24 protein-coding genes and 1 tRNA gene are annotated in these 24793 nt (G+C 71.4%); 20 read left to right on the top strand and 5 right to left on the bottom strand.

All coding sequences use genetic code 11. The features are described from left to right. Positions 1 to 104 precede the first annotated feature (104 nt). The 4 genes from KIH73_RS05760 to KIH73_RS05745 all read left to right on the top strand — a co-directional run bounded on the left by KIH73_RS05760 (position 105) and on the right by KIH73_RS05745 (position 4129). On the top strand, positions 105 to 1895 hold the full coding sequence (locus KIH73_RS05760; protein ID WP_219081465.1) for a helicase: 1791 nt from the start codon (positions 105 to 107) through the stop codon (positions 1893 to 1895). 2 nt (positions 1896 to 1897) lie between these two features. Then, the gene (locus tag KIH73_RS05755) at positions 1898 to 2947 is read left to right on the top strand and encodes an HAD-IIA family hydrolase (protein ID WP_219081463.1); all 1050 of its coding nucleotides are present in this window, start codon (positions 1898 to 1900) and stop codon (positions 2945 to 2947) included. A gap of 159 nt (positions 2948 to 3106) precedes the next feature. Further along, on the top strand, positions 3107 to 3322 hold the full coding sequence (locus KIH73_RS05750) for a hypothetical protein (RefSeq protein ID WP_219081493.1): 216 nt from the start codon (positions 3107 to 3109) through the stop codon (positions 3320 to 3322). Positions 3323 to 3325: 3 nt separating this feature from the next. Then, positions 3326 to 4129 carry a TlyA family RNA methyltransferase gene (locus tag KIH73_RS05745; RefSeq protein WP_219081461.1) on the top strand — a complete coding sequence of 268 codons (804 nt, stop codon included), beginning with the start codon at positions 3326 to 3328 and terminating at the stop codon, positions 4127 to 4129. Here the strand turns inward: KIH73_RS05745 and KIH73_RS05740 are convergent. The 3 genes from KIH73_RS05740 to KIH73_RS05730 form a co-directional block, all read right to left on the bottom strand. Then, positions 4126 to 4809 (bottom strand): hypothetical protein, encoded by a 684-nt coding sequence (locus KIH73_RS05740; protein ID WP_219081459.1) that lies wholly within the window; start codon positions 4807 to 4809, stop codon positions 4126 to 4128. The two genes, KIH73_RS05745 and KIH73_RS05740, sit on opposite strands and share 4 nt — an antisense overlap. 213 nt (positions 4810 to 5022) lie before the next feature. Beyond that, positions 5023 to 5676 (bottom strand): potassium channel family protein, encoded by a 654-nt coding sequence (locus tag KIH73_RS05735; protein WP_219081457.1) that lies wholly within the window; start codon positions 5674 to 5676, stop codon positions 5023 to 5025. Between the two features lie 57 nt (positions 5677 to 5733). After that, positions 5734 to 7191, bottom strand: coding sequence for a TrkH family potassium uptake protein (locus tag KIH73_RS05730; RefSeq protein ID WP_219081455.1), 1458 nt, complete (start codon positions 7189 to 7191; stop codon positions 5734 to 5736). Between the two features lie 178 nt (positions 7192 to 7369). On the opposite strand from KIH73_RS05730, the gene KIH73_RS05725 reads away from it, so the two are divergent. From KIH73_RS05725 to KIH73_RS05695, 7 genes are all read left to right on the top strand, one after another. After that, the gene (locus tag KIH73_RS05725; protein ID WP_219081453.1) at positions 7370 to 8329 is read left to right on the top strand and encodes an NAD kinase; all 960 of its coding nucleotides are present in this window, start codon (positions 7370 to 7372) and stop codon (positions 8327 to 8329) included. Then, positions 8329 to 10083 (top strand): DNA repair protein RecN, encoded by a 1755-nt coding sequence (gene recN / locus KIH73_RS05720; protein WP_219081451.1) that lies wholly within the window; start codon positions 8329 to 8331, stop codon positions 10081 to 10083. Before KIH73_RS05725 ends, recN begins: the two co-directional genes overlap by 1 nt. Before the next feature lie 25 nt (positions 10084 to 10108). Beyond that, positions 10109 to 10768, top strand: coding sequence for an HAD family hydrolase (locus KIH73_RS05715; RefSeq protein ID WP_219081449.1), 660 nt, complete (start codon positions 10109 to 10111; stop codon positions 10766 to 10768). A gap of 202 nt (positions 10769 to 10970) precedes the next feature. Next, on the top strand, positions 10971 to 11348 hold the full coding sequence (locus KIH73_RS05710) for a GntR family transcriptional regulator (protein ID WP_219081447.1): 378 nt from the start codon (positions 10971 to 10973) through the stop codon (positions 11346 to 11348). Beyond that, positions 11345 to 12232, top strand: a complete 888-nt coding sequence (locus tag KIH73_RS05705; protein WP_219081445.1) for an ABC transporter ATP-binding protein — start codon at positions 11345 to 11347, stop codon at positions 12230 to 12232. The genes KIH73_RS05710 and KIH73_RS05705 overlap by 4 nt, the downstream gene beginning before the upstream one ends. Then, positions 12229 to 12942 (top strand): hypothetical protein, encoded by a 714-nt coding sequence (locus KIH73_RS05700; protein ID WP_219081443.1) that lies wholly within the window; start codon positions 12229 to 12231, stop codon positions 12940 to 12942. The genes KIH73_RS05705 and KIH73_RS05700 overlap by 4 nt, the downstream gene beginning before the upstream one ends. A 2-nt stretch (positions 12943 to 12944) precedes the next feature. After that, positions 12945 to 13730 (top strand): ABC-2 transporter permease, encoded by a 786-nt coding sequence (locus KIH73_RS05695; RefSeq protein ID WP_219081441.1) that lies wholly within the window; start codon positions 12945 to 12947, stop codon positions 13728 to 13730. 165 nt (positions 13731 to 13895) lie between these two features. Here KIH73_RS05695 and thrC read toward each other — a convergent pair whose 3' ends face one another. After that, entirely contained in the window at positions 13896 to 15383 is a 1488-nt protein-coding gene (gene thrC / locus KIH73_RS05690; protein WP_338023964.1) for a threonine synthase, read from the bottom strand. A 142-nt stretch (positions 15384 to 15525) separates the two neighbouring features. Here thrC and KIH73_RS05685 point away from each other — a divergent pair, with 142 nt between their 5' ends. The 8 genes from KIH73_RS05685 (at position 15526) to KIH73_RS05650 (ending at position 22004) form a co-directional block, all read left to right on the top strand. Then, positions 15526 to 16842 (top strand): glutamate-5-semialdehyde dehydrogenase, encoded by a 1317-nt coding sequence (locus KIH73_RS05685; RefSeq protein WP_219081437.1) that lies wholly within the window; start codon positions 15526 to 15528, stop codon positions 16840 to 16842. A 35-nt stretch (positions 16843 to 16877) separates the two neighbouring features. After that, positions 16878 to 17417, top strand: a complete 540-nt coding sequence (locus tag KIH73_RS05680) for a phosphoribosylglycinamide synthetase (RefSeq protein WP_219081487.1) — start codon at positions 16878 to 16880, stop codon at positions 17415 to 17417. Between the two features lie 65 nt (positions 17418 to 17482). Continuing rightward, on the top strand, positions 17483 to 18169 hold the full coding sequence (gene nadD / locus KIH73_RS05675) for a nicotinate-nucleotide adenylyltransferase (RefSeq protein WP_219081485.1): 687 nt from the start codon (positions 17483 to 17485) through the stop codon (positions 18167 to 18169). Between the two features lie 127 nt (positions 18170 to 18296). Next, a complete protein-coding gene (locus KIH73_RS05670) occupies positions 18297 to 19319 on the top strand; it encodes a ribose-phosphate diphosphokinase (RefSeq protein ID WP_219081435.1) in 1023 nt (340 codons plus the stop codon). Positions 19320 to 19395: 76 nt separating this feature from the next. Further along, positions 19396 to 19466: transfer RNA gene (locus tag KIH73_RS05665), tRNA-Gln, on the top strand. 76 nt (positions 19467 to 19542) lie between these two features. Beyond that, a complete protein-coding gene (gene glmU, locus KIH73_RS05660) occupies positions 19543 to 20925 on the top strand; it encodes a bifunctional UDP-N-acetylglucosamine diphosphorylase/glucosamine-1-phosphate N-acetyltransferase GlmU (protein ID WP_219081432.1) in 1383 nt (460 codons plus the stop codon). Between the two features lie 3 nt (positions 20926 to 20928). Next, the gene (gene rsfS / locus KIH73_RS05655) at positions 20929 to 21306 is read left to right on the top strand and encodes a ribosome silencing factor (protein ID WP_219081430.1); all 378 of its coding nucleotides are present in this window, start codon (positions 20929 to 20931) and stop codon (positions 21304 to 21306) included. Then, entirely contained in the window at positions 21303 to 22004 is a 702-nt protein-coding gene (locus KIH73_RS05650; protein ID WP_219081428.1) for a histidine phosphatase family protein, read from the top strand. The genes rsfS and KIH73_RS05650 overlap by 4 nt, the downstream gene beginning before the upstream one ends. Before the next feature lie 223 nt (positions 22005 to 22227). On the opposite strand, the gene KIH73_RS05645 is transcribed toward KIH73_RS05650, so the two are convergent. Beyond that, the gene (locus tag KIH73_RS05645) at positions 22228 to 22998 is read right to left on the bottom strand and encodes a DUF1287 domain-containing protein (RefSeq protein WP_219081426.1); all 771 of its coding nucleotides are present in this window, start codon (positions 22996 to 22998) and stop codon (positions 22228 to 22230) included. Between the two features lie 234 nt (positions 22999 to 23232). On the opposite strand from KIH73_RS05645, the gene KIH73_RS05640 reads away from it, so the two are divergent. After that, complete coding sequence (locus tag KIH73_RS05640) at positions 23233 to 24528, top strand: hypothetical protein (protein ID WP_219081424.1); 1296 nt, start codon at positions 23233 to 23235, stop codon at positions 24526 to 24528. Positions 24529 to 24793 lie beyond the last annotated feature (265 nt).

Raw genomic sequence — 24793 nt, 5'->3', positions numbered from 1 at the left:
CCGGGCGACGATGTAGGCTATCGGTAGCCACGGCGTGACCATCCAGGGCACGCGACAGCAGGACCATGTACGTTGGCGACAACGACGGATTAAGGAACGACCAAATGGCAGAAGGCAACAATCATTCATCGCAGGGCGGGCGCTCGTACGGCGGGCGCAAGCCCGGCTCGGGGCGTCCCGGCAACCGCGGCGGCAAGGGATTCAGGCCGCGCGGCAACGGCGGCCGGAGCTTCGGCGGCAACGGCTACAAGCCCCGCCGGCACGACGGCCCGCACGCGGCGGGCGGCGAGGGGGAGCAGCGCAACCGCGACGGCGAGCGCCGCTACAACGGCGGCAACCGCGGTTCGGGCAACGGCGGCAACCGCGGCAACCGTTCCTTCCACCACGGCAACGGCCAGGGCAACCGTTCCGGCTTCCGCCGCAACGGCGGCTATCGCGACCGCGACGAGCGCCGCGACGAGAACCAGCGCACGCACGGCGACTTCCACGGCGAGCGCCGCGACCACGGCGACGGCGGGTTCCGCGGCGGGCGTCGCGACGACGGCTTCCGCCGCAACGGCCATGGCGGCCACGGCGGGTACAACGGCCGCAGCGACCGCGGCAACGGACGCCGCGACTCCTACGGCGAGCGCCGCGACTTCCGCAACGATCGCCGCCATGACGGCGAACGCCGCGAGTTCACCGCCGAGGAGAAGCGCGAGTACCGCGAGGCCAAGCGCGGCGAGTACATGGCCGCGCCGCGCCGCAACTCCGACGGCACGATGAGCTTCCCCTCGCAGAACCCCTACACGCACCGCCGTCCGGGCGAGCCGAAGATGCCCAAGGGCATGGAGTGGTCGATGCTGTCCAAGGACGAGCGCGAGCGTCTGCGCGGCCTGTCGAAGGAGCACGCCGAGAACATCGGCCTGCACATCCTCGCCGCGTTCTCGCTGGAGGAGAGCGACCCGCAGGCCGCGCTCGAGCACGCCAAGTGGGCCGCGCACCAGGCCTCGCGCATCGACTTCGCCCGCGAGACGCTGGCGTTCGTCGCGTACCGCCAGGGCGACTACAAGCTGGCCATGCGCGAGTTCCGCACCGCGTACCGCATGAACGGCTATCCCGACTACCTGCCGTTCATCGCCGACTGCGAGCGCGGCACCGGCAACCCGAAGAAGGCCATCGAGCTGGCGATGTCGGACGACGTCAGGCGGCTGCGCGGCGAGGCGAAGGCCGAGATGATGCTGGTGTACGCCGGCGCCCTGGGCGACCTCAAGCACTGGGACAAGGCCGTCGAGATCGTGCACCTGCTGGGCCGGTCCAAGGGCCTGTCCGGCGCGTACCGCATGCGCGCGATCCAGGCCGAGCAGTACTTCCTCGAGGAGGCCGGGCGCACCGACGAGGCCGCCGCGCTCGACGGCATACTGGAGCGCCTCGAGCTGCAGTACGCCGACATGGACGAGGACGAGACCAGCGAGGACGTGGTCATCGACTACGACCTGCAGGACATCTCCGAGGACCTGATGGAGGAGCTCGGCATCACCGAGGACGACGCGCGCTTCGCCCCGGCCGACGAGAGCGACGAGGACGGCGGGACCCCGGGCGACGGGGCCGGGGACGCGCGGTCCGATTCAAGCGATTCCGATGCCGATTCCGGCGACGGCTCCGCCGACGGCGAGCCGTACACCGTCGAGGACGAGGTCCATGACATCCTCGTCGAGGCCGGCATCGACGAGGATTCGTCGTCCGACGACGCCGAGTCGTCCGAGACCGACGCTGCCGGTGAACCGGCCGAGGCCGCCGAGGAGCCGGCGCCGGAACCGTCCGCCGAGTCCGGCGAAACCCCGGCTGCCGAGACGGCCGAGGCGTCCGACGCCGCCGAGGCGGCGCAGCCGGAGGAAACGGCGGCGGGCGAGTGACGATGAGCGAAGCCGCACCGGAGTATCTCAAGGGCACGGACCGTCCGCTGGCCGAGGCCTACGGGTTGGCGCTGCTCGACCTGGACGGCGTCGTCTACCGCGGCAAGCTGCCGGTCGCCCACGCGGCCGGCAGCATCCGCGCGGCCGAGGCGGCGGGCATGACCATCGAGTACACGACGAACAACTCCTCGCGCTTCCAGCACGTCGTGGCCGACCAGCTCAAGGGCTTCGGCCTGGACGTCGGGCCGTGGCAGGTCATCACCTCGTCGGTGGTGGCCGCCCGCATGGTGGCGCGCGCGGTGCCCGCCGGCGCCAGGGTGCTGGTGCTGGGCGCCGAGCATCTGCGCGAGGAGATCGCCGGCCAGGGGCTGGCGGTCGTCGACTCCGCGCAGGACGCCCCGGCGGCCGCCGTGCAGGGCTGGTACCCGGAGATGACCTGGGGCCAGATGGCGCAGGTCGCCTTCGCCGTCGAACACGGCGCGACGTACTTCGTGACCAACCGCGATCTGACGATCCCGCGGGAGCTGGGCATCGCGCCCGGCTGCGGCTCGATGATCCAGGCCGTGGTCAACGCCGCCGGCGTCGAGCCCGTGGCCTCGGCCGGCAAGCCCGAGCCCGCGATGTACGACGAGGCGCGTCTGCTGGCCGCCGGCGACGGCCGCGAGCCGGTCGCCAGGGAACGCTGCCTGGCCATCGGCGACCGGCTGGACACCGACATCGAGGCGGGCAACCGCGGCGGCTACGATTCGCTGGCCGTGCTGACCGGCGTGACGAACCCGCGCGAGCTGATGCTCGCCCCGGCGCACTTGCGCCCGAGCTTCGTCGCGCCCGACCTGCGCGCGCTGAACGAACCGATGCCGCAGCCGGCGCACGCCGGCGGCACGCGCTGGACCTGCGGCGCGGCCTGGGCCGAGGTGACGGACGGCATGCTGACGGCGAGCGACGCCACGGACGTCGACGCGCTGCGCGCCGCCTGCTGCGCGGCGTGGCAGGCCGCCGACGAGGGCTTAGCCCTCGACGTCGACGCGCTGCCCGGCTTCACGCTCGACTGACACCCCCGTCTGATATGGGCCGCCGGCTGCGGTCCGCCGAACCCACGGACCGCTCGGCACGGCCTGCGATCGCGGCCACGGGCCGCCGGCCGCAGGCGGTGGCGCCGCGGCCCGTCACGAACCATCCGCCACCGACAAGCACCGACAAGGAGGACGCGCATGGCCGCACCGGAAGCGACACCCCACGGCACGGCGGCGTCCGCCGCCGGCGCATCACCGGAACAGGCGGCGGAGCCGGAGACGGGCGACGCCTCGCTGCTCGAACGTTTCCCGCGGCTCGCCGACCTCGACGATATGGACGACGACCAGCGCATCGAGGTGTTCCAGCACGTGCTGGACACGCTGCAGCGCGAGCTGGACGAGGAGCGTGGGTAGCCGATGGATGCGACGAACGGCCGCGCCGAGGAGGCCCGGCGCATCCCCGACCGTCTCGACGCCGCGCTGGTGGCGATGGGCCTGGTCGAATCGCGCGCGAAGGCGCAGCGGCTGATCAAAGCCGGCAGGGTGAGCGTCGACGGCGCGACGGCCTCCAAGCCGTCTCAGCCGGTCGGCCATGCCGCGCACATCGCCGTCGACAAGGGCGACGACTACGTCTCGCGCGGCGCCTACAAGCTCGTCGGCGCCTTCGAGGCCTTCGCCGGCGACGGGCTCGCCGACCCGCAGGGCATGGACTGCCTCGACATCGGCGCCTCGACCGGCGGGTTCTGCGACGTGCTGCTGCGCCGCGGCGCCGCGCATGTCGTCGCGCTCGACGTCGGCCACGGCCAGCTCGACCCGCGCATCGCCGGCGACCCGCGCATCATCGAGATGAGCGGCGTGAACATCCGCGACGTAGAACCGCAGGACCTGCCGTACCGGCCGGCGATGATCGTCTCCGACGTGTCGTTCATCTCCCTGACCTACGTGATCCCGGTCATCGCGCGCATCGCCGCGCCCGACGCGCACATCGTGCTGTTGGTCAAGCCGCAGTTCGAGGTCGGCAAAGGCCGCCTGGGCAAGGGCGGCGTCGTCGACGACCCGGCCGCGCGCGAACGGGCGCTGGCCGACGTGATCGACTGCGCCGGGGAGCACGGCCTGCGGGTCGTCGCCACCGCGCCCTCGCCGATCGAGGGCACGCACGGCAACCATGAGTATCTGCTGTACGCGCGGTTCCCGGCGCCGCGCGACCGGGACCGGGCCTAGGCCGGGCAGGGGCCGAGGTGCGCGCCGTCGCAGTCGGCGTCGTATCGGACGATCCGCGACGTGCCGTCGGAGACGTAGCCGCCGCGGCTGCTGCACAGCTGCGTGACGCTGCAGTACCCCGACAGCGAGGCCACCCGGGCGTGCAGCGTCTCGCATTCGACGCCGGCGACCTCGACCGTGCCGCCGACCACGGTGCGCACGCGGCTGCCGGCGGAGTAGTCGCGTATCCCGTTGCTGGCCAGCATCATGCCGCGCACCGGCCGGATGCTCAGCGACTGCACGCGCACGTCGCGCGCCTGGATCGTGCCCCACAGCCGGAAGGCGCCCGCGGTCACGGTCCGGCGGTTGACCAGCCGGCCGTAGACCGACATGGTGTGCACGCAGGTCAGCGACTCGCCCACGTCGGTCACGCCGACGAACGAGAGCCGGTCGCACCGCAGGTCGCTGCGGATCGTCAGGCAGCCGTGCCCCTCCACGGTCCCGACGCGCATGTCGCCCGCGCACTCGATGCTCGCGGACCGGCAGATCAGCCTGCCGCCGACGCAGCGCGACATCACGACGCTGCCGAACACCGTGCAGGTGTCGAAGGTGACGTCGTCGCCGATCTCGCATTCCCCGGCCAGCCAGAGGTTGCGGTACCGGCCGGCGCGCACCCGCCCGCACGTCGTGCGATAGTCCATGGGCCACCCCCGCAGGTTGCAGTGTCCACGCCGCGTTGCGGCAGTCGGGGGTGAGGAGGTGCCGGTCGTCGCGCCTGCGTGGACCGGGCTCGCACCGCCGTTCGGGGCAACATATTACCGAACGTTCCACCCGTCGCGGACCGCATGGTACACGTGTGTTGCGAGGGGGTTGAGGGGGATGGATAGGGGGTTTGCGGAGGGGTCTCCGTCGCGTCAACCCCTGATGAAGCGCTCGATCTGGTCCTGCGTGCCCATGATGATGAGCTCGTCGTTGCGGTGCATCACCAGGTCCTTCGAGCCGTACTCCAGGTCGCGGTTCGGCGACTTGATCGCCACGACGGTCACGCCGTAGCGCTCGTGCACCTTCGCCTCGGCGATGCTGTAGCCGACCAAGCGGTTGGGGGTGTGGATCTTGACGACCGAGTGCGGGCCGTCGATCTCGATGTAGTCCAGGTAGTTGCCGGAGACCAGGTGCCCGATGCGCTTGCCGGCGTCGGTCTCCGCGTTGATGATGTGCCCGGCGCCGATGCGCTCGAGGATGCGCGCGTGCTGCAGCGACACCGACTTGGCCCAGATGTCGCTGATGCCGGCGTCCAGCAGGTTGCCGGTGACGATGACCGAGGCCTCGACGCTGTCGCCGATCGCCACGACCGCGGTGCTGAAGTCGGACACGCCGATCTGCTCGACGGCCATCACGTCCGTTAGGTCGGCCTGCACGGTCGGCAGGATCGTCGACCAGCGGTTGACCAGCTCGGCGTCCCGGTCGACCGCCAGCACGTCCTGGCCCATCTGCTCGAGCGTGGTCGCCACCGCGCTGCCGAACCGTCCCAGACCGACCACCAGTACGCTGCGGTTGCCGTCCGCCATCGCCAATCACCTTATCCTTTCCGAACGAATGCCCGGCCGCCCGCGCGGCCGTGTGCGCTAGCCGACGATGATACTTTCCTCCGGATACCGGACAGTCTCCGACGCGCCGGGCCGGCCGATCGCGTAGACCACCGACGTCGGGCCGATGCGGCCGGCGATCATCAGCAGCGCGAGCACGAGCAGCGAGGCCGGGTCGTCGGCGTTGGCCACGCCCATCGAGTAGCCGCCCAGGCTCAGGGCCGAGCAGGACTCGAACAACACGTCGGTCAGCGGCATGCCGGTGATGAACATCAGCGCGAGCGCCGCGGCGAAGGTGAGCACGACGAACACCAGCGTGATGCTCAGCGACATCATCACCACGCGCGTGGGGATGCGCCGGCGGAACGCCACCACGTCGGTGTGCCCGGTGAACGCGGCCCGGCAGGTCAGGAACAGCACGGCGAGCGTGGTCACGCGGATGCCGCCGGCGGTCGACGAGCTGCCGCCGCCGATGAACATCAGCGCGCTCATGAACACCTTGGTCGGCTCGCTGACGTCCGGCACCCAGGACAGGTCGAAGCCGGCCGACCGGGGCATCACCGCGGCGGAGAGCGCGGCGCGGACCCTGGTGGCCATGTCCGCGTCGGCGAACATCGCGTCGTTGTTCCATTCGACGGCCACGAACCACAGCAGCGAGCACAGCACCAGGACGCCGGTGGTCACCAGCGTGAGCTTGGTGTGCAGCTGCCAGCGCCTGGGGGCGATGCGCCCGCGGATGGCGCGGGCCAGGTTGAGCAGCACCGGGAAGCCGAGCGTGCCGCAGAACGCGCTGAGCAGGATCGGCAGGCCGATGGCGAGGTTGTTGACGTGCAGCCCGGCGGCGTCCGGGGTGAAGCCGGTGTTGTTGTAGGCCGAGACCGCGTAGAACAGCGCCTCCCAGGCCGTGCGCCCCAGGTCGCCTCGGTTGACGCCGAGCAGGCCGGGGAACAGGGCGACGAACGTGATCGCCTCGATGACGAAGGTCGTGACGAACACGACCTTGAGCACGTCCCTGACCTCGCTGAGCTTGGCCGCGCCCAGCTCGTTGGCGGTGCGCAGCCGCTGCGAGGCCCGCAGGTGGCGCGTGGCGACCATCATGACCAGCGAGGCGAAGGTCATCACGCCCAGGCCGCCGAGCTGCACGGACAGCAGGATGATGCCCTGGCCGAACATGCTCCAGTGCTCGGTGCTGTTCACGATCGGGATGCCGCAGGTCGACAGCGCCGAGACCGCGGTGTAGAACGCGGTGAGCAGGTCGGTGGAGCCCGGCGAGCGCGAGGAGACCGGCAGCGTCAGCGCACCGGTGGCGACGACGATGAGGACGACGAAGTAGATGATGGTCAGCCGCCCCGGGTACGCCAGGAGGAGGTCGCCGAACACCCGTTGCCGGGTGGAGGGATCCTGGACTGGGTCGACGAGCAGGTGCCAGGGGTCCCGCCGTCGTCTCCGCGTCCCCCGCGGTTCACGGGGGGCCGGATTGCGGTCGCTGTGCGACATGGTTGCTCCTTGTGCAGGCCCAAGCGGGGCTCGATGCGGTCGGTCGCGTGGCGCGCTGCCCGACATGATTTCGTTTCGGCCAATGGCACCATTGTACGGCGGGGGTGGTCGGCTTCGGTTAGGATGGGGGATGGTACGGCGGGACACGCCGTCGGCATACGTGATGGGAAGGTCGGATATGGGCTTGAGACGCCGGGCCGTGGTCGTGACGCACAGCCGCCTGCGCGAGAGCGGGACGGTGATCGCCGAGGCGGTGAGCCAGCTCAGACACGCCGGGTTCGACGTGGAGATCATCGACAACGTGGCGGCGCCCGACTTCGGCGTCAGCTCGCCGCGGGTGGACGAGGACACCGAGATCGTCGTCGTCCTGGGCGGCGACGGCACGATCCTGCGCGCCGCCGAGCTCGTGCACTGCACCCGCGTGCCGATCCTCGGCGTGAACCTGGGCCACGTCGGCTTCCTCGCCGAGTTCGAGAGCTTCCAGATGAGCGAGGCGATCAGGCGCGTCGCCGACCACGACTATTCGATCGACGAGCGCATGATCGCGCATACGGACGTGTGGCTGCCCGGCGCGGACGGGCCGCTGGAGGACTGGGCGCTCAACGACATCACGCTGGAGCGCTCCGACCGGGGCAAGATGGTGGAGCTGTCGATCCGCGTCGACGACGTGGAGATGAGCTCGTTCGGCTGCGACGGCGTCATCGTCTCGACGCCCACCGGCTCGACCGCGTACGCGTTCTCGGCCGGCGGCCCGGTCATCTGGCCGAACGTCAAGGCGCTGCAGCTGGTGCCGCTGGCCGCGCACGCGCTGTTCGCGCGGCCGCTGGTCATCGGCTCGGGATCGACGTTCACGATGGACATCCTCGAGGACTCCGCCTCCGACGGGTGGATCTGCTGCGACGGCCGCCGCCAGCGCGAGCTGCCGAAGGGCACGCGCGTGGACGTGCGCGAATCCAAGGGGACGCTGCGTCTGGCGCGCCTGTCCGGCGTGCCGTTCACCAACCGTCTGGTCAGCAAGTTCGACCTGCCCGTGGTCGGCTGGCGCGAGCAGGCCCGCAAGACCGGCGACGCGCGCCACGGCGGCGGGGAGCGCGGCGGGGCCGGCGCGGCCTACGCGACGGACGGAGGCGAACGCTGATGCTTGAGGAACTGCAGATCCGCGATCTGGGCCCCATCCGCTCGGCCGTGCTCACGCCGGCCGCCGGCATGACCGCGATCACCGGCGAGACGGGCGCCGGCAAGTCGATGCTGCTCAGCGCCATCCGCCTGATCTCGGGCGGCCCGGCGGATGCCGGCCGCGTCTCGGCCGACGCGAGCCAGGCGTGGGCGCAGGGCGTGTTCGCCGTCGCCGACGACGCCGCGGCGGCCGAAGCGGCGCGCGAGGCCGGGGCGGACCCGGAGGACGGCGAGCTGTTCCTGGCGCGCACCGTGCCGGCTTCCGGCCGTTCGCGCGCGGTGCTCAACGGCAAAAGCGTGCCGCGTTCCGTGCTGGCGCAGGTCGCCGACGGCCTGGTGACCGTCCACGGCCAGTCCGACCAGCTGCGCATCGCCTCGTCCGCCCGCCAGCGCGAATTCCTAGACATGGTGGCCGGGGACCGCGCCGAACTCGACGCCTACCGGCGGGCCTGGGAGGCGCTGCGCGCCGTCGACGGGCGGCTGGAGCGGCTGGAGCGCCAGGAGGCGTCGATGCGCCAGCAGGCCGACTACCTGCGCGAGTCGATCGAGCGGATCAACCGCGTCGACCCGCAGCCGGGGGAGGACGACGAGCTCAAGGCCCGCCGCTCGCGCATCGAGAACGCGGCCGAGATCGCGCAGGGCGTCTCCGGCGCGCTGGCCGCGCTGGACGCCACGGCGATGGGCGACCCCGACGCGCGGGGCGCCTGCGACATGATCACCCACGCGGTCCAGTCGCTGCGCGCGATCCGCGTCGACGGCATGTTCGAGGACACGGCCGACCGGCTGGAATCCATCAACGCCGACCTGGCGGACGTCGTGTTCACGCTGTCGCGGCAGATCGACGGCGAGGAGAGCGTGGACGACCTCGACGCGATCAACGGCCGCATCCACGAGCTGGGCGAGCTCACCCGCCGCTGGGGGCCGACCCTGGCCGACGTGATCGCCTGGCGCGACAAGGCGGCGCTCGACGTCGAGGACCTCGACGCCTCCCCGGAGAAGCTCGCCGAGCTGCGCCGCGAGCGCGACCGGCTGTTCGACGAGGCGCTGCGTGCGGCCCGCGCGCTGTCCGCGGCCCGCGCCGCCGCGGCCGCATCGCTTTCCGGGCGCGTGGGCGAGGAGCTGGCCTCGCTGGCGATGGCCGGCGCCGCCCTGGACATCGAGGTGACCCCGCGCGACGCGGACGGACGACGCCCGAAGGCCGGGGCCGCCGACGCGGCGACCTGGCCGCTGGACGCGCACGGCTGCGACGACATCGCGTTCCTGTTCACCCCGTTCCCCGGCTCGCCGAAGCTGCCGATGGGCACCAGCGCCTCGGGCGGCGAGCTGAGCCGGCTGATGCTGGCGCTCGAGCTGGTCGCCGCGGAGCGCCGCACGGGCGACGGCGCCGGGGCCGGCGCGCCGCCGATGACGTTCATCTTCGACGAGGTCGACGCCGGCGTCGGCGGCAAGTCGGCCGTCGAGCTGGGCCGGCGGCTGGCCCGGCTCGCCCGCAGCGCGCAGGTCATCGTCGTCACCCACCTGGCGCAGGTCGCCTCGTGGGCGGACGCGCAGTTCGTCGTCAGCAAGGACGGCGGCGATCAGGGCGTGGCGACCGGCGTGCGCGAGGTGCGCGGCGTCGAACGCGAACGCGAGATCGCCCGCATGCTCTCCGGCAGCGAGTCCGAGGCCTCCCTGGGCCACGCCCGCGAGCTGCTCGCCGACAGCCGCCTGGACTAGGACGGGCGGCTTAGGCATGGAGGGCATGGGCATCAACGCCGGCAAGGCGGCCATCTTCGACCTGGACGGCACGCTGCTGGACTCGATGGGCGTATGGGATCAGGTCGACATCGACTTCCTGGGGCGCCGCGGCATCGCCGTGCCCGACGACTACATGGCCGCGGTCTGCGCGATGCAGTTCCGGCAGATCGCCGAATACACGATCGCGCGCTTCGGCCTGCCGGACACGCCCGAGGCGCTGATGGCCGAGTGGGACGCCATGGCGCGCACCGCCTACGCGACGACGGTCGAGGCCAAGCCGCATGCGGTCGAGTACCTGCGCGGGCTGAAGGAGTCCGGCGCCTCGCTGGCGGTGGCCACGACGCTCACGCCGGCGCTGCGCGGCCCGGCGATGGCCCATGTGGGCATCGACGTGTTCTTCGACGAGGTCGTCGGCGTCGACGACGTCGGCGGCGTGGGCAAGGACCGCCCGGACATCTACCTGGAGGCGGCGCGGCGGCTGGGGGTCGCGCCCGGCGACTGCACGGTGTTCGAGGACCTGCTGGTCGGGATGAGGTCGGCCAGGGCGGCCGGCATGGCGGTCTGGGCGGTGTACGACGACTCGTCGGCGGACGACTGGCCGCGGATCCGCCGGCTGGCCGACGGCGTGCTCGCCGACTTCGCCGACGCCCCGAGGCGGCTGTAGCCACGGCGTGCGGTCCGATGCCGGGAGCCCATGGCCCGACGTCTCCGCGGTCCCGGCGTGGCCGGTCCGCGGTCCTGGTGCCGCGGGCGCCGCGCGACACGCTGTTATGCTCCGGAGTTGAACAGTTGGGCGGCAACTGTCATACTGTTATACATGACAGTTAAACACTGTCACGCTAGCGTTACCAGGAAAGGGGATATGGATGAAGCTGATCATCTCATCCGTCTCCGGAAAACCGATATACGAGCAGATCAAGGACCAGATACGGGCCGCGGTGCTCTCGGGCGAGCTGGCCGCGGGGGAGGCGCTGCCCTCCCTCAGGAAGCTCGCCAAGGAGCTGCGCGTCTCGGTGCTCACCGTCACCAGGGCGTACAACGAACTGGCCGACGAGGGCATCGTCGAGAACATCCAGGGCAAGGGCACCTTCGTGATGAGCCGGGGCAACGAGCTGATGAGGCGGCGCGCGCGCCAGCGCATCCGGCGGATCTTCGACGAGACCTGCACCGCCGCGAAGGCCGCGGACATCCCGCTTCTCGATCTGATGACGATGCTCGAGGAGAGCTACAAGGACCGACCATGACCACCACACTCCCGACGGCGCTGTCCGTCACGGGCGCGACCAAACGCTACGACTCCGGCTTCACGCTGGAGGACGTCACCTTCGACCTGCCGGCCGGCTACATCATGGGGCTCATCGGCCCCAACGGCGCCGGCAAGTCCACGCTGATCAAGCTGATCCTCAACATGATCCGCCGCGACGCCGGGCGGATCTCGGTGCTCGGCATGGACGCCGTCGCCGACGAGGAGACGGTCAAGGAGCGGATCGGCGTCGTCTTCGACACCAGCTGCTTCGTCGAGACCTGGACCGTCGGCAAGGTCGAGCGGGTCATGCGCCCGATGTACCGCGCATGGGACGGCAGGGCGTTCGACGGCTACCTCGCCCGCTTCGGGCTCGAGCGCGGCAGGAAGGTCAAGGAGCTGTCGCGCGGCATGCAGATGAAGCTCATGCTCGCCGTCGCCCTGAGCCACGACGCCCGGCTGCTCATCCTGGACGAGCCGACCAGCGGCCTGGACGTGCTCGCCCGCGACGAGCTGATGGACATCCTCGCCGCCTACATCGAGGACGGCGAGCACAGCGTGATCTTCTCCACGCACATCACCGCCGACCTGGAGCGCGCGGCCGACTTCATCACCTACATCACGCACGGCACGCTGTACTTCACCGGGCCGAAGGACGAGTTCGAGGAGTCGTTCCGCGTCGTCAAGGGCGGGCCCGACCTGCCCGACCGGCTGCCGGACGGGGCGGTCGTCGGCGTGCACCGCTACGCGACCGGCTTCGACGCGCTGGTGCGCACGGAGAACCTGCCGCACCTGCCGGCCGACGAGGTCGTCGTCGAGCCGGCGTCGATCGACGACATCATCCGGCTGACGAACACCGGCCGCACGGCCGCGGGGGAGGTGTGAGCGCGATGCGTGCGACGCTGATCTCGTTCCGCCTGGACATGGCGCGCGTCGCCGTGGGCTCGGCGGGCAATCTCGTGCCGTTCGTCCTGCCGCTGTTCTTCGCCGTGGTCTTCGGCATGGCCGGCAGGGACGGCGGCTCCGGCTTCGGCATCGGCGGCGTGACCGGCAGCACCTACGGCGTGTGCTCGATCCTGCCGATCGCCGCGTTCGCCTGCGAATGCCAGGAGGGCCACCGCCGGATGAACGGCGTGATCCCCGCGAACCGCACCCACCAGGTGTTCGGCCGGTATCTGACGCTGCTGGCGTTCGCCCTGGTGTTCCTCGCGGAGATGGCCGCGGCGCTGGGCGTCGTCGCGCTGGTCCAGGGCGGCGGGCCGGCCGCCTGGGGCTCGCTGCTGCGCTCGTCGGCGCTGCCCGGCGTCTGGTGCTACGTGCTGCTGCAGCTGGTGCTGTTCCCGCTGTTCTACAGGTGGTCCGACGTCAGGAGGGCCCTGCTGGCGCTGTGCGGGCTGTTCCTCGGGTTCGCCGCGCTCGTGGCGCTCGCCGTGACGTTCGTCCCCGAACCCGCGCTCGACGCGTTCGGCGGCGCCCTCGACGCGCTGCTGGCCGACCCGGGCGTCGGCGTCCCGCTGGGCGTGGCCTCGCTGACGCTCGCCGCCGCGCTCTCCCTGTTGGCCTCCGTGCGTCTGCAGCGCCGAAAGGAGTTCTGAAGATGACCGCCATGACCCCGCAGACGCCCGTCGCGGCGCCGACGGCCGTCCGGCGCGCCGGAGCGCGCCCCTCGTTCCTGCTGATGATGCGCCTGGACTACGAGACCATCACCGATTCGGGCGCCTCCACGACGCTGGTGAGCGTGCTGTGCCCCCTGCTGTTCCCGCTGCTCGGATTCCTGATCGGCGCCGTCGGGGCGACGGCGATCTGCCTGACGCTGACGGTGGGCTACTGGGCGCTGCTGGTCGCGGGGCTGTTCGTCAACACGAACGCCGCCCAGTCGGGCCGGCTCAGCGCGCTGCTGCCGGTGACGCGCGCGCACCAGGTCGTCGGCCGGTACCTGTCGGCCGGCGTCATCGCCCTGATCTGCCTGGCGCAGATCCTCGTGCAGTACGTGATGCTGTGGCTGATCGCGCTGACGCCGACGCCGCTGCACGGCGCGGCGGCGGGGCGCGATGCGGTGACGCTGGCGCAGATCCCGCTGGCGCCGGTGACGGCGGCCGCGATGGCGGCGTTCGTCCTGATCGTCGCGCTCGAGATGCCGTTCTACTACGCGCTGGAGTTCGCCAAGGCCTCCAGCTGGTTCTGGTCGGCGGTGTTCATGATCGCGGCGCTCGCGGCGATCTGGATCATGCTGGTGCCGGACGGGGTGCAGCGCTCGGTGCTCGGGGCCCTCGCCGTGTTGCCGGCCTGGGGATGGGCCGTCGCCGGCGTCGCGTGCTGCGCCGCCGCGATCGCCGTCTCCTACGCCGTCTCCCGCCGCATCTGGCTGCGCAAGGAGCTGTAGCCGCGGTTGTGGCTGCAACTCCCGCGTCCGGAAAGCGCACGGGTCCGCATATGCGTGTCGCCGTGGCGCGCCATGCGCTGCCGACGGGCAGCCGATGGCGCGCCACGGCGACACGCATATCATAGGGGGTTCCGCGGCCGGGCCGCGGCGGGCGTCATGCGGGCGTCACAGGGCCGCGGCGGCGCGCTCCACCACGCCGGCCATGCCGTCGATGCCGGTGACGGCGTCGAAGCGCACGGCGGCGGTCTCCAGCCCGCGCAGCGAGGCCGGGGCGGCCGTGCCGGTCTCGCGGGCGAGCACGTCCATGCATGCGAAGTCGGTGCCCGACGCGTCGAGGCCGAGCGACTCGTTGACCACGCGCGGGAACTTGTACGGGCTGGCGGTCGACAGCAGCACGCGCGGCGTGTCCGGGTCGCGCGGCATCCGGCCCATCACGAAGTAGCCGCAGGCGGTGTGCGGGTCGATGACGTAGCGGTGGCGCTCCCAGCACTCGCGGATCGAGGCGCGCACCTGGTCCTCGTCGGCCCAGCCGCAGCCGAACAGCTGGCGGATGCGGGCGAGCAGGTCCTCGGGCACCTCGTAGGCGCCCCACTGGCTGAGGTCGTTCATCAGCATCTGGATCAGGCGCGTGTCCTTGTCGGCCATGTAGTACAGCATGCGCTCCAGGTTCGAGGAGACCAGGATGTCCATCGACGGCGAGATCGTCTGGTAGAACGGGCGCCTGCGGTTGTAGGTGCCGGTGGTCAGGAAGTCGAACAGCACGTTGTTGCGGTCGGAGGCGACGATCAGATGCTTGACCGGCAGGCCCAGCAGCCTGGCGTAGTAGCCGGCGAGGATGTCGCCGAAGTTGCCGGTCGGCACGCAGAACTCCACCTCGTCGCCGGGCGCGATCGCGCCGCGCTCCACCAGCTGCACGTAGGCGGAGAAGTAGTACACCACCTGGGGCACCAGCCGGCCCACGTTGATCGAGTTCGCCGAGGACAGGCGCACGTGCGCGTCCGAGGCCAGGCGGCCGGCGAGCCCGCGGTCGCCGAAGATGCGCTTGACCGCGGACTGCGCGTCGTCGAAGTTGCCCTCGACCGCGCACACCGTCACGTTCGAGCCGGTCTGGGTGGTCATCTGCAGCTCCTGCACCTGGCTGACCTTGCCCTGCGGATAGAACACCGTGATGCCGGTGCCGGGCGCGTCGGCGAACCCGGCGAGCGCCGCCTTGCCGGTGTCGCCGGAGGTGGCGGTGACGATCATGATCCGCTCGTCCGGGTCGCCGTCGGCCGGCGTGGTGCGGGCCATGAAGCGCGGCAGGATCTGCAGCGCGACGTCCTTGAACGCGCAGGTCGGGCCGTGGAACAGCTCGAGGACCCAGTCCTCGCCCAGCGGCCTGAGCGGCGTGACGGCCGGGTCGGCCCACTGCGGGCCGTAGGCCTCGCCGACGCAGGCGCGCAGCTCGTCGCGGGTGAAGTCGGGCAGCAGCACGCCGAGCACCTCGACGGCGATGTCCTGGTATGGGCGGCCGACCAGACCGGCCACGTCGATGCGCCGCTCGCCGAGCGCGTCGGTGACGAACAGGCCGCCGTCGGCGGCGAGGCCCATGCGGATCGCCTGCTTGGCGGTGAGCGAATCGGTGGTGCTGCGCGTGCTATGGAACGTGGTCACTGGTCTTCCTTCACAGTCGGCTGATGGCAACGCCCCCAGTCTATCCTTGCCGGTGGGCAGCCGGAGGGCGGGGCGCCCATATCCCGGAACGCCGCCGTGCGCGGGCGCCCGTCCCGGGACGCGTTGCGCTACCCTATGGTGTATGACCAATCCCGACATCCAAGAATCCGGCGCCGTGCGGGCGCCGGTGTTCGACGCGGTGTGCGCCCGGGCGGATGCGGCCTCGGCGGCGCAGACGCGGCTGGCCCGCACATCCGGGGCCGAGCGCGCCGCGCTGCTGCTGGCCGTCGCCGATGCGCTCGAGGCGCACGCCGGCGACATCGCCGCCGCCAACGGCGAGGACATGGCGCGCGCCCGCGCCGAGGGCATGGACGCGGGCAAGCTGGACCGGCTGCGCTTCGACGAGGGGCGCATACGGCAGTCGGCCGACGGCGTGCGCCACGTGGCCGCGCTGGCCGACCCGTTGGGCGAGGTGGTCCGCGGGTACACGCTGCCCAACGGCCTGCGGCTCAACCAGGTGCGCGTGCCGATCGGGGTGATCGGCATGATCTACGAGGCCAGGCCGAACGTGACCGTGGACGTGGCCAGCCTGTGCCTGAAGTCCGGCAACGCGGCGATTCTGCGCGGCGGGCACGCCGCCGGCGGCACGAACGCGGCCACGCTGGCGGTCGTGCGCGCCGCGCTCGCCGAACGCGGGTTCGACCCCGCGCTGGTCGACACCGTCGACGACTTCGGCCGCGAGGGCGCCGCCGCGATGATGGAGGCGCGCGGCCACATCGACCTGCTCGTGCCGCGCGGCGGGGCCGGGCTGATCCAGGCGGTCGTGCGCAACTCCAAGGTGCCGGTCATCGAGACCGGCGCCGGCAACGTCCACATCTACGTCGACCGCAGCGGCGACCTGGAGAAGGCGATCCCGATCATCCTCAACGCCAAGACCCAGCGGGTCGGCGTGTGCAACGCCGCCGAGAAGCTGCTGGTGCACCGCGACGTCGCCGACGCGTTCCTGCCGATGTGCGCCCAGGCGCTCGCGAGCGCCGGCGTGGCGATCCGGGCCGACGGGACGGCGCACCGGATCATCGAGGAGACGCAGATCCGCGGGGTCGACCTGGCGCATGCCACCGAGGAGGACTGGGACACCGAGTACCTCGCGCCGATCATCGGCGTGCGGGTGGTCGGTTCGCTGGACGAGGCGATCGCCCACATCAACCGGCACTCCACCGGGCACACCGAGGCGATCATCGCCGAGGACTACTCGGCCGTCGAGGAGTTCACGCAGCGCGTCGACTCCGCGGTGGTGATGGTCAACGCCTCCACGCGGTTCACCGACGGCGGCGTGTTCGGCTTCGGCGCCGAGCTGGGCATCTCCACGCAGAAGATGCACGCCCGCGGGCCTATGGGCCTGCGGGAGATGACCACGACCAAATGGATCGGATACGGAACGGGGCAGGTGCGCGCATGAGCGAGGCAAACGAGAAGAGCGTCGAGGGCTGGGGCATGTGGCCGAACCCGTGGGGGGCCGACCTGGACGACCCCCGGCTGGGGCTGAAGATCGCGGCCGAACGGCTGAGCATCGTCCGGTACGTGTTCCTGGTGCAGATCGAGGACGGCATCGCCTCGGCCTCGCAGCGCGCCTCGCTCGAGTACGCGGACGCCGTGCTGATCGGCTGGCCGAGCGCCGACTCGCCGGAGGTGGTCGACATCGGCGACGCCCAGCGGGCCGAGGTGCTCGAGCAGATCAGGCTCATGGAGGAGTACATCGGGCGCTTCCGCCGGCTGGAGCACGACGGCGACATCGACGGCATGACCGACACGCTGATCCGCGTCACCGAGCGGGTGGCCGCGATCCGCGGGCTGTACCAGCCCGACTTCCCGCTGCCGACGTTCGCCGAGATCCGCCGCGTCGTGCAGGACGAGTGGGACGAGGACATGGGCAAGATCGACCCGCAGGACGGCAACCCCACCGCCGACGAGATCGAGCGCGAGACGAAGGACGCCGACCGCACGCAGGCGCAGGACGGGGAGGGGAAGTCGTGAACGGACACGGGGCCGCCGGCCCGGTCGGCGCCGTCGCGGGGCCGTCCGGCGAGCCGGAGCGGCGCATGTCGGACCTGTCGACCCGGCCGGAGGGCGTGCAGACCGTCCGCACCCGCGGCACCGGGCGGCTCTCCGCCCGCGGCAACTGGCACAGCCGGCCGCGCATCGGCATCATGGGCGGCACCTTCGACCCGATCCACAACGGGCATCTCGTCGCGGCATCCGAGGTCTCCTGGGTGTACGACCTGGACGAGGTGATCTTCGTGCCGACCGGCCGGCCGGTGTTCAAGCTCGACAAGCACGTGACCAACGCCGAGGACCGCTATCTGATGACGGTGATCGCCACCGCGTCGAACCCGAAGTTCACGGTGTCGCGCGTCGACATCGACCGCCCCGGCATCACCTACACGATCGACACGCTGCGCGACATCCGCGCCCAGCACCCCGACGCCGAGCTGTTCTTCATCACCGGCGCGGACGCCGTGGCCGAGATCATGGAATGGAAGGACGCCGACCAGATGTGGGCGCTGGCGCACTTCGTGGCCGTGACGAGACCGGGCTATTCGGGCGCCGAGCACGCGCCCATCCCCGAGGGCCGCGTCGACACGCTGGAGATCCCGGCTCTGGCGATCTCCTCGACCGACGTGCGCCGGCGCGCGGCCCACGACGAGCCGGTGTGGTACCTCGTGCCCGACGGCGTGGTCCAGTACATCGGCAAGCACGGTCTGTACCGCAACCGGTCGGCGAGCTAGGCGCGCCAGAACGCCGATGTGAACGCTCTCACGGCGGTTCCGGCCGGAGGCGCCGGGGCCGTGTCGCACGTCGCAGCACATGGTTAGACTGGGCTGAGTCCACTTCAGCGACCAAACGTTTGGAGATATGGTGAGCGCAATCCTTACAGGGCATCCCGATAAAAACCTCATCCTCGTCACAGGCAGGGCGCATCCCAAGCTGGCGGCGGACGTGGCCGAGCAGCTCGGCATCGACGTGCTGGAGACCACGGCCTACGACTTCGCGAACGGCGAGATGTACGTGCGCTACACCGAATCGGTCCGTGGCGCCGACGTGTTCGTGCTGCAGACCCACGCCAACCCGGTGAACAAGGCGATTATGGAGCAGCTCATCATGATCGACGCGCTCAAGCGCGCCTCCGCCCGCTCGATCACCGCCGTGTGCCCGCTGCTCGGCTACTCGCGCCAGGACAAGAAGCACCGCGGCCGCGAGCCGATCTCCTGCCGCCTGGTGTTCGACCTGCTCAAGACCGCCGGCGCCGACCGCATCATGTCGGTCGACCTGCACGCCGCGCAGTCCCAGGGCTTCTTCGACGGCCCGGTCGACCACCTGATCGCGATGCCGGTGCTCGTCGACTACATCCGCGACCGCTTCGGCGGCCATCTGGACAACGTCGCCGTCGTCTCGCCGGACGCCGGCCGCATCCGCGTGGCCGAGCAGTGGGCGCAGCGCCTGGGCGGCGGCCCGCTCGCCTTCGTGCACAAGACCCGCGACATCACGCGGCCGAACCACGCCGTGTCCAACCGCGTGGTCGGCGAGGTCGAGGGCAAGGACTGCGTGCTGGTCGACGACCTCATCGACACCGCCGGCACCATCGCGGGGGCATGCAAGGTGCTGCGCGAGTCCGGCGCGAAGTCCGTCACCGTCGTCGCCACGCACGGCGTGCTCTCCGGCCCGGCCGTCGACCGGCTCAAGGAGAGCGGCGCCCGCGAGGTCGTGCTCACCGACACCGTGCCGATCCCGGAGGAGAAGCGCTGGGACGGCCTGACCGTGCTCTCGATCGCGCCGCTGCTGGCCAGCGCCATCCGCGCCGTGTTCGAGGACGGCTCGGTCGCCGAGCTGTTCGACACGTACCCCGAGCACCACGGCCAGGGCTTCCTGTTCGCCTGACGGCCGACCGCCACGCCGTTTGACGAAGTCCGGCGGTATGGCATAATGAACACGTGGCGGGACCCAGTCCCGCCGATCCCCCATGGTGTAATGGCAGCACACGGGTCTTTGGAACCCTTTGTCTTGGTTCGAGTCCAGGTGGGGGAGCCTGCGAAAGCCGGGGCGGCGCCCCTCGCGGCCGTCGCCCCGCAAGCGAGTCCACGAGGAATGGGAGACACACCACATGGCATTATCCGCCGCGATCATCCTTGCCGCCGGCGAGGGCACCCGCATGCGTTCCACCACCCCGAAGGTGCTCCACACCTTCGCCGGCAAGACCTTTCTCGAACGCGTGATGGCGTCCGTCTCGGCGCTCGACCCCGACACGCTCGCCGTCGTCGTGCATTACCAGGCCGAACGCGTCGCCCGGGCCGCGCGCTCGTACCGCGACGACGTCGTCATCGTCGGCCAGGACGACGTGCCGGGCACCGGCCGCGCCGTGCAGTGCGCGATGGACCAGCTGGCCGCCGACGGCCCGCTGACCGGCCCGGTGCTCATCGCCGCCTCGGACATGCCGCTGCTGGACGCCGCCACGCTGCGCGACCTGCTCGCCTTCCACGAGGACAGCGGCAACGGCGCGACCGTGCTCACCACCATGCTCGACGACCCCACCGGCTACGGCCGCATCATCCGCGACCGCGAGGGCAACGTGCTGCGCATCGTCGAGCAGCGCGACGCCAACAGCAGCGAGCTGGCCGTGCACGAGGTCAACACCTCGGTGTACGTGTTCGACGCCGCCGTGCTGGCCAAGGCGATCGCCGGGCTCGACTCGAACAACGCGCAGGGCGAGTTCTACCTGACCGACGCGCTGGAGACCGCGAAGGCCGACGGCACCGTCGGCGCGTTCGCCGCGCCCGACCCGCTGAGCGTGGAGGGCGTCAACGACCGCGTGCAGCTCGCCACGCTCTCCCGGCAGCACAACCGCCGCGTGTGCGAGCGCTGGATGCGCGAGGGCGTGACCATCCTCGACCCGGAGACCACGTGGATCGAGGACGACGTCGAGCTGTCGCGCGACGTGACCGTGCTGCCCGGCTCGTTCCTGCAGGGGCGCACCGTCGTCGGCGAGGGGGCCGTGGTCGGCCCGTACACCACGCTGATCGACGCGACCGTCGACGCCGGCGCCACCGTGGAGCGCTCCCGCGTCCAGGGAACGCACATCGGCGCGCACGCCACGATCGGCCCGTGGACCTACCTGCGTCCGGGCAACGAGCTCGGCGAGCACACCAAGGCCGGCGCGTTCGTCGAGATGAAGAACGCGCGCATCGGAGAGCGCACCAAGGTGCCGCACCTGAGCTACGTGGGCGACGCCGAACTCGGCGAGGACACCAACATCGGCGGCGGCACGATCACCGCGAACTACGACGGCGTGCACAAGAACCGAACCCGCATCGGCTCCAACGTGCATGTCGGGGCCGGCAACCTGTTCGTCGCGCCGGTCGAGGTCGGCGATGACGTGACCACCGGCGCCGGGTCCGTCGTGCGCCACGCCGTGCCGGACGGCTCGATGGCCTACTCCGAGAACACGCAGCACGTCGTCGAGGGCTGGAAGCCCGCCTGGGAGCGCTGAGCCATGCCCGCACTGCAGTCCTCCATCGACGCCGTCCGCATCGCGGCCGCGGCCGCCGACCGCGTCAAGGCCGGCGACATCGTCGCCTTCGACGTGTCCGACCTGCTCGCCATCACCGAGATCATGATGATCGCCTCCGCCTCGAACGAGCGCCAGGTGCTCGCCGTCGCCGAGGAGGTCGAGAAGGACCTCTACCTCAAGGCCCGGCTCTCGCCGCGCTCGCGCGAGGGGCTGACCGAGGGGCAGTGGGTGCTGCTCGACTACGGCGACTTCGTGATCCACGTCATGCACCAGGAGTCCCGCGACTACTACGGGCTGGAGCGCCTGTGGCGCGACCGCCCGGTCGTCGCGCTGGAACTCGAGCACCCGGAGGAGTCATGAGCCGTCACGTCCGTTCGATATTCCTGATCCGCCACGGCCGCACCTCGTACAACGCGGCGCACCGCCTGCAGGGCCAGGTCGACATCCCGCTCGACGAGGTCGGCGTCTGGCAGGCCGAGCGCACCGCCGAGACGCTGCGGCGCCTGTACGTCGAGGAGCGCCCGGTCGTCACCCGGCGCATCGTCGTGTGCTCGGACTTGGGGCGGGCCGCGGCGACCGCGCACGCCTTCGCCGATCCGCTGGGCCTCGAGGTGCATCCGGACGCCCGCGTGCGCGAGCGCAGCTTCGGCGACTGGGACGGCATGCCGGTCAGCGAGCTGGCCGAGCGCTACCCCGAGGACTACCGGTCCTGGGCAGAGTTCCGCGGCGGCGAGATGCGGCACGGCGCCGAGGCGAAGACCGAGGTCGGCCGCCGCGGCGTCGAGGCGCTGCGTGAATGGGCCGCGCGGGGCGGCGAGGACACCGACCTGTTCGTGTTCTCGCACGGGGCGTGGATCTCCCAGACGCTGCAGACGATGCTCGGCATCAGCGAGGCGTTCCCGGATTTCGCGACCCTGCTGTCGATGCGCAACGCGCACTGGGCGCGCCTGGTGCCGCTCGACCTGAGCGACGGGTCGGTGCGCTGGCGGCTCATGGAATACAACCACGGCCCGGCCGTCGCCGACACCCCGCAGTGGGAGCATCCCGACCTCGGCTGAGTGCGGGGCCGCAGGCGGGATTCTCAGGTCGTTCGCCGACCCGTTCGTTGAGGCGGCTGCGTTGAACCGGTTCGGTGCGACTCCTCGCGATTACGGTGTCGCGGGGACGCTGCGACCGGATGATTTCCACGGACCGGGACCGGCTGATCACCGGTGCCGTCGGATCGCCGACGCTGAGGATCGCCATCGCCGCGCCGGCAGCCCGACGCCGGCCCCCTGGCGGTCAGCCCTGCTGGCCGGTCCAGGCGACGAGCACGTCGGCGGGGACCTGCGAGGCGTCGAACCGGTAGTGGCCGGTCACCTCCATATGCGTGCGGAACGCCAGATAGTCGTTCTCCCGTTCCTTCTGACCCATGTTGTGGATCACGAACGCCGTGCCGTCCGCGTCGCGCGTGTCCGAGACCACGCCGATGTGCCTGGTGTGCTCGAAGACGACGATGTCCCCGCCCTGCCAGGCGCCCGAGTCGGTTATGTCGGTGGTCAGCGACAGGGCGTACTTCGAGAAGAACACGTCGAGCACGCCGGTGCGCCGGAAGTCGATGTTCGGGTCGGGGCTCGGCGCCACGGCCGCGTACGAGGCCGGGTCGGCGGCGATGTCGGCGTCCACCATGGCCTTGAGGTCGTATCCGGCCTCGGCGAACGCGCGCCAGACCACATCCGTGCACGCGCCGCGGTCCGCCGGCGGATAGCCGCCCTGATAGTACCCGTCGTCGTAGGCGGGCGCGGCCTCGGCGTCCTTGCGGGCCCCGGCGAGGATGTCGGCGTAGTCGTCGACGCCGTCGCCGTCGAAGTCCACCGGGCTGACCGCGACCGGGTAGCGCCGCGAGACGTCCGGATCGGGGGAGTGGCGCCCCTGCGGATGCAGGGCCAGGAACCAGACGGCCAATGCCGCCGCGACGAGTACGACGGCCGCCGTCACGGCGAACGGCCATCGGCGCCGGCGCCGGACGACGCCCGGTTCGGTGCTGTGATGCGCGGCGTGCTGCTGTACCATGGTCGGCCCCCTGCGATGTCCGGGATACGCTATGTCGAATCTACCGCGTCGCGGCTGCCGCGCCACACGGACGGGGCGATGGGCACGGTACCGACACACGAGGGCGATGCCCGCGCCCATACGCGCTCGTTCGCGTTCGCTCATGGCGAGGAAATGTGACGGTCCGGTGACAAGGCCGTGGAAACCCTGTGATTCTCAGCGTGTTCCCGAGCCGGTCGTTTATCGTCATGTGGCGTGAGGAATTTCTTCAAGGGCATTTCCGTGACCCAGCTCAGCGCGGGGGCGCTGGCCGCGGTCACCTCGTTCCTGCTGTCGGCGAAGATCGGCATCGCCGGCTCGGTGATCGGCACGGCGGTCGGTTCCATCGTCTCGGCCGTGGCCTCGCAGGTCTATCAGAACATGATCAGGGCGTCGTCGGAGAAGATCCAGAACGCGGCGCCGTTCCTGTCGCAGAACGACGACGGATCCGAGGACGGCGAGACCGGGGCGGACTCCGCCGGGGCGCGCGTCGTCGCCTCGACGGGTGCGTCCGCGGGGGAGCGCACGGCGGTGATCGGCGACAACGCGGACGACGCTGCACGCACCGCGGTGCTGGCCGCCGGCGAGACGACCGTCATGGCGCATGGCGATGCCGCGACCGGCGAGACGACCACCGTCATGGCGGACGCCGCCGGTGGCGACCGCACCGCGGTGCTGGCTTCCGGCGCGTCCGCGGGGGAGCGCACGGCGGCGATGCCGGCGGCCGGCGGGCGTACCGTCGCCTCCGGTGGGCGCACCGTCGCCTCCGGCGGACACGCCACGGGTATGTCGTCCGTCCGCACAACCGCGGCGGCGACGCGGCCGGCGGACAAGCGGCGCAACCGCCGCATCGCGCTGGCCGTGGCGGTGGTCAGCGCGCTGCTGGCCGTGGGGGCGAGCGCGGCCGTGGTCATGCTGGTGACCGACGGCCAGGGCACCGACACCGTGGTGCGGGACTGGGTGGACACCTCGCGGCAGGCCCCCGCCGACGACGGCGCCGACGAGACCGGCGGCACACCCACGGACGGCGAGACGGACGGGCGCACCGACACCGACAGCGCCGACGGGACCGACGGCCGGACCGACGGCGGTGCCACCGATGGGTCGCAGAACGGCGACGACGGCACGTCCACCGACTCCGGATCCGGTTCCGGCTCGTCGGACGGCACCGGCGCCACCGACGGATCCGCGGGCGGCACGACGGGCGACGGCACCACGGGCGGCACGGACGGGACCGGCGGCACCTCCGGCGACCAGGGCACGTCGGGCGGCACCTCCGGTGGCACGTCCGGCGGGACATCGGGCGATACCTCGGGCTCCACGGACGGGTCGACCGGCGGATCGTCGGGATCGTCCGGGTCGACGGGGTCGGGCGGCACGTCCGGGTCGGCCGGATCGTCGGGGTCGTCTGGTTCGTCCGGCTCGTCCGGCTCGTCCGGTGCGACGTCCGGGTCGTCGTCCGGCACCGGGATCAGCGGCGCCGCGGGAAGCGCAACCGGCGGCGCGGCGTAGTCGAGACGGCGTATCCGCCGGTTGCGTTCGGCGGGCAAGGTCATCTCCCGTAATATCGCGCCAACGCCTGGTGTCCGTGCCTGCGTACGTTGGACCGGTGCCTGCGTGACCGTCAGCATATCTGCAGAGTATCTCCGCGTCCGCGCCCGTCGGACCGGTGCCGGGCGCGCCGGGTGCCGCACGGGGACATGCCTGCCCAAGCCGGCGCCCGGATACGTGGGATCGGCGTCGTCGGGGGCGTCGCACGGGGCGACGGCGAGGGCCG

This window comes from Bifidobacterium phasiani, from assembly GCF_019331775.1.
GTDB lineage: Bacteria > Actinomycetota > Actinomycetes > Actinomycetales > Bifidobacteriaceae > Bifidobacterium > Bifidobacterium phasiani.
This window is presented reverse-complemented; position numbering and strand designations above follow the sequence as displayed.

Bases quoted from the DNA above. Each gene is read 5' to 3' on its own strand.
- KIH73_RS05755 (WP_219081463.1), top strand. From the start codon at position 1,898: ATGAGCGAAGCCGCACCGGAGTATCTCAAGGGCACGGACCGTCCGCTG.
- KIH73_RS05650 (WP_219081428.1), top strand. From the start codon at position 21,303: ATGAGCCGTCACGTCCGTTCGATATTCCTGATCCGCCACGGCCGCACC.
- rsfS (WP_219081430.1), top strand. From the start codon at position 20,929: ATGCCCGCACTGCAGTCCTCCATCGACGCCGTCCGCATCGCGGCCGCG.
- KIH73_RS05670 (WP_219081435.1), top strand. From the start codon at position 18,297: ATGGTGAGCGCAATCCTTACAGGGCATCCCGATAAAAACCTCATCCTC.
- KIH73_RS05645 (WP_219081426.1), bottom strand. From the start codon at position 22,998: ATGGTACAGCAGCACGCCGCGCATCACAGCACCGAACCGGGCGTCGTC.
- KIH73_RS05705 (WP_219081445.1), top strand. From the start codon at position 11,345: ATGACCACCACACTCCCGACGGCGCTGTCCGTCACGGGCGCGACCAAA.
- KIH73_RS05730 (WP_219081455.1), bottom strand. From the start codon at position 7,191: ATGTCGCACAGCGACCGCAATCCGGCCCCCCGTGAACCGCGGGGGACG.
- KIH73_RS05725 (WP_219081453.1), top strand. From the start codon at position 7,370: ATGGGCTTGAGACGCCGGGCCGTGGTCGTGACGCACAGCCGCCTGCGC.
- glmU (WP_219081432.1), top strand. From the start codon at position 19,543: ATGGCATTATCCGCCGCGATCATCCTTGCCGCCGGCGAGGGCACCCGC.
- recN (WP_219081451.1), top strand. From the start codon at position 8,329: ATGCTTGAGGAACTGCAGATCCGCGATCTGGGCCCCATCCGCTCGGCC.
- KIH73_RS05740 (WP_219081459.1), bottom strand. From the start codon at position 4,809: ATGGACTATCGCACGACGTGCGGGCGGGTGCGCGCCGGCCGGTACCGC.
- KIH73_RS05680 (WP_219081487.1), top strand. From the start codon at position 16,878: ATGTGGCCGAACCCGTGGGGGGCCGACCTGGACGACCCCCGGCTGGGG.
- KIH73_RS05760 (WP_219081465.1), top strand. From the start codon at position 105: ATGGCAGAAGGCAACAATCATTCATCGCAGGGCGGGCGCTCGTACGGC.
- nadD (WP_219081485.1), top strand. From the start codon at position 17,483: ATGTCGGACCTGTCGACCCGGCCGGAGGGCGTGCAGACCGTCCGCACC.
- KIH73_RS05695 (WP_219081441.1), top strand. From the start codon at position 12,945: ATGACCGCCATGACCCCGCAGACGCCCGTCGCGGCGCCGACGGCCGTC.
- KIH73_RS05750 (WP_219081493.1), top strand. From the start codon at position 3,107: ATGGCCGCACCGGAAGCGACACCCCACGGCACGGCGGCGTCCGCCGCC.
- KIH73_RS05710 (WP_219081447.1), top strand. From the start codon at position 10,971: ATGAAGCTGATCATCTCATCCGTCTCCGGAAAACCGATATACGAGCAG.
- KIH73_RS05685 (WP_219081437.1), top strand. From the start codon at position 15,526: ATGACCAATCCCGACATCCAAGAATCCGGCGCCGTGCGGGCGCCGGTG.
- KIH73_RS05715 (WP_219081449.1), top strand. From the start codon at position 10,109: ATGGGCATCAACGCCGGCAAGGCGGCCATCTTCGACCTGGACGGCACG.
- KIH73_RS05735 (WP_219081457.1), bottom strand. From the start codon at position 5,676: ATGGCGGACGGCAACCGCAGCGTACTGGTGGTCGGTCTGGGACGGTTC.
- KIH73_RS05745 (WP_219081461.1), top strand. From the start codon at position 3,326: ATGGATGCGACGAACGGCCGCGCCGAGGAGGCCCGGCGCATCCCCGAC.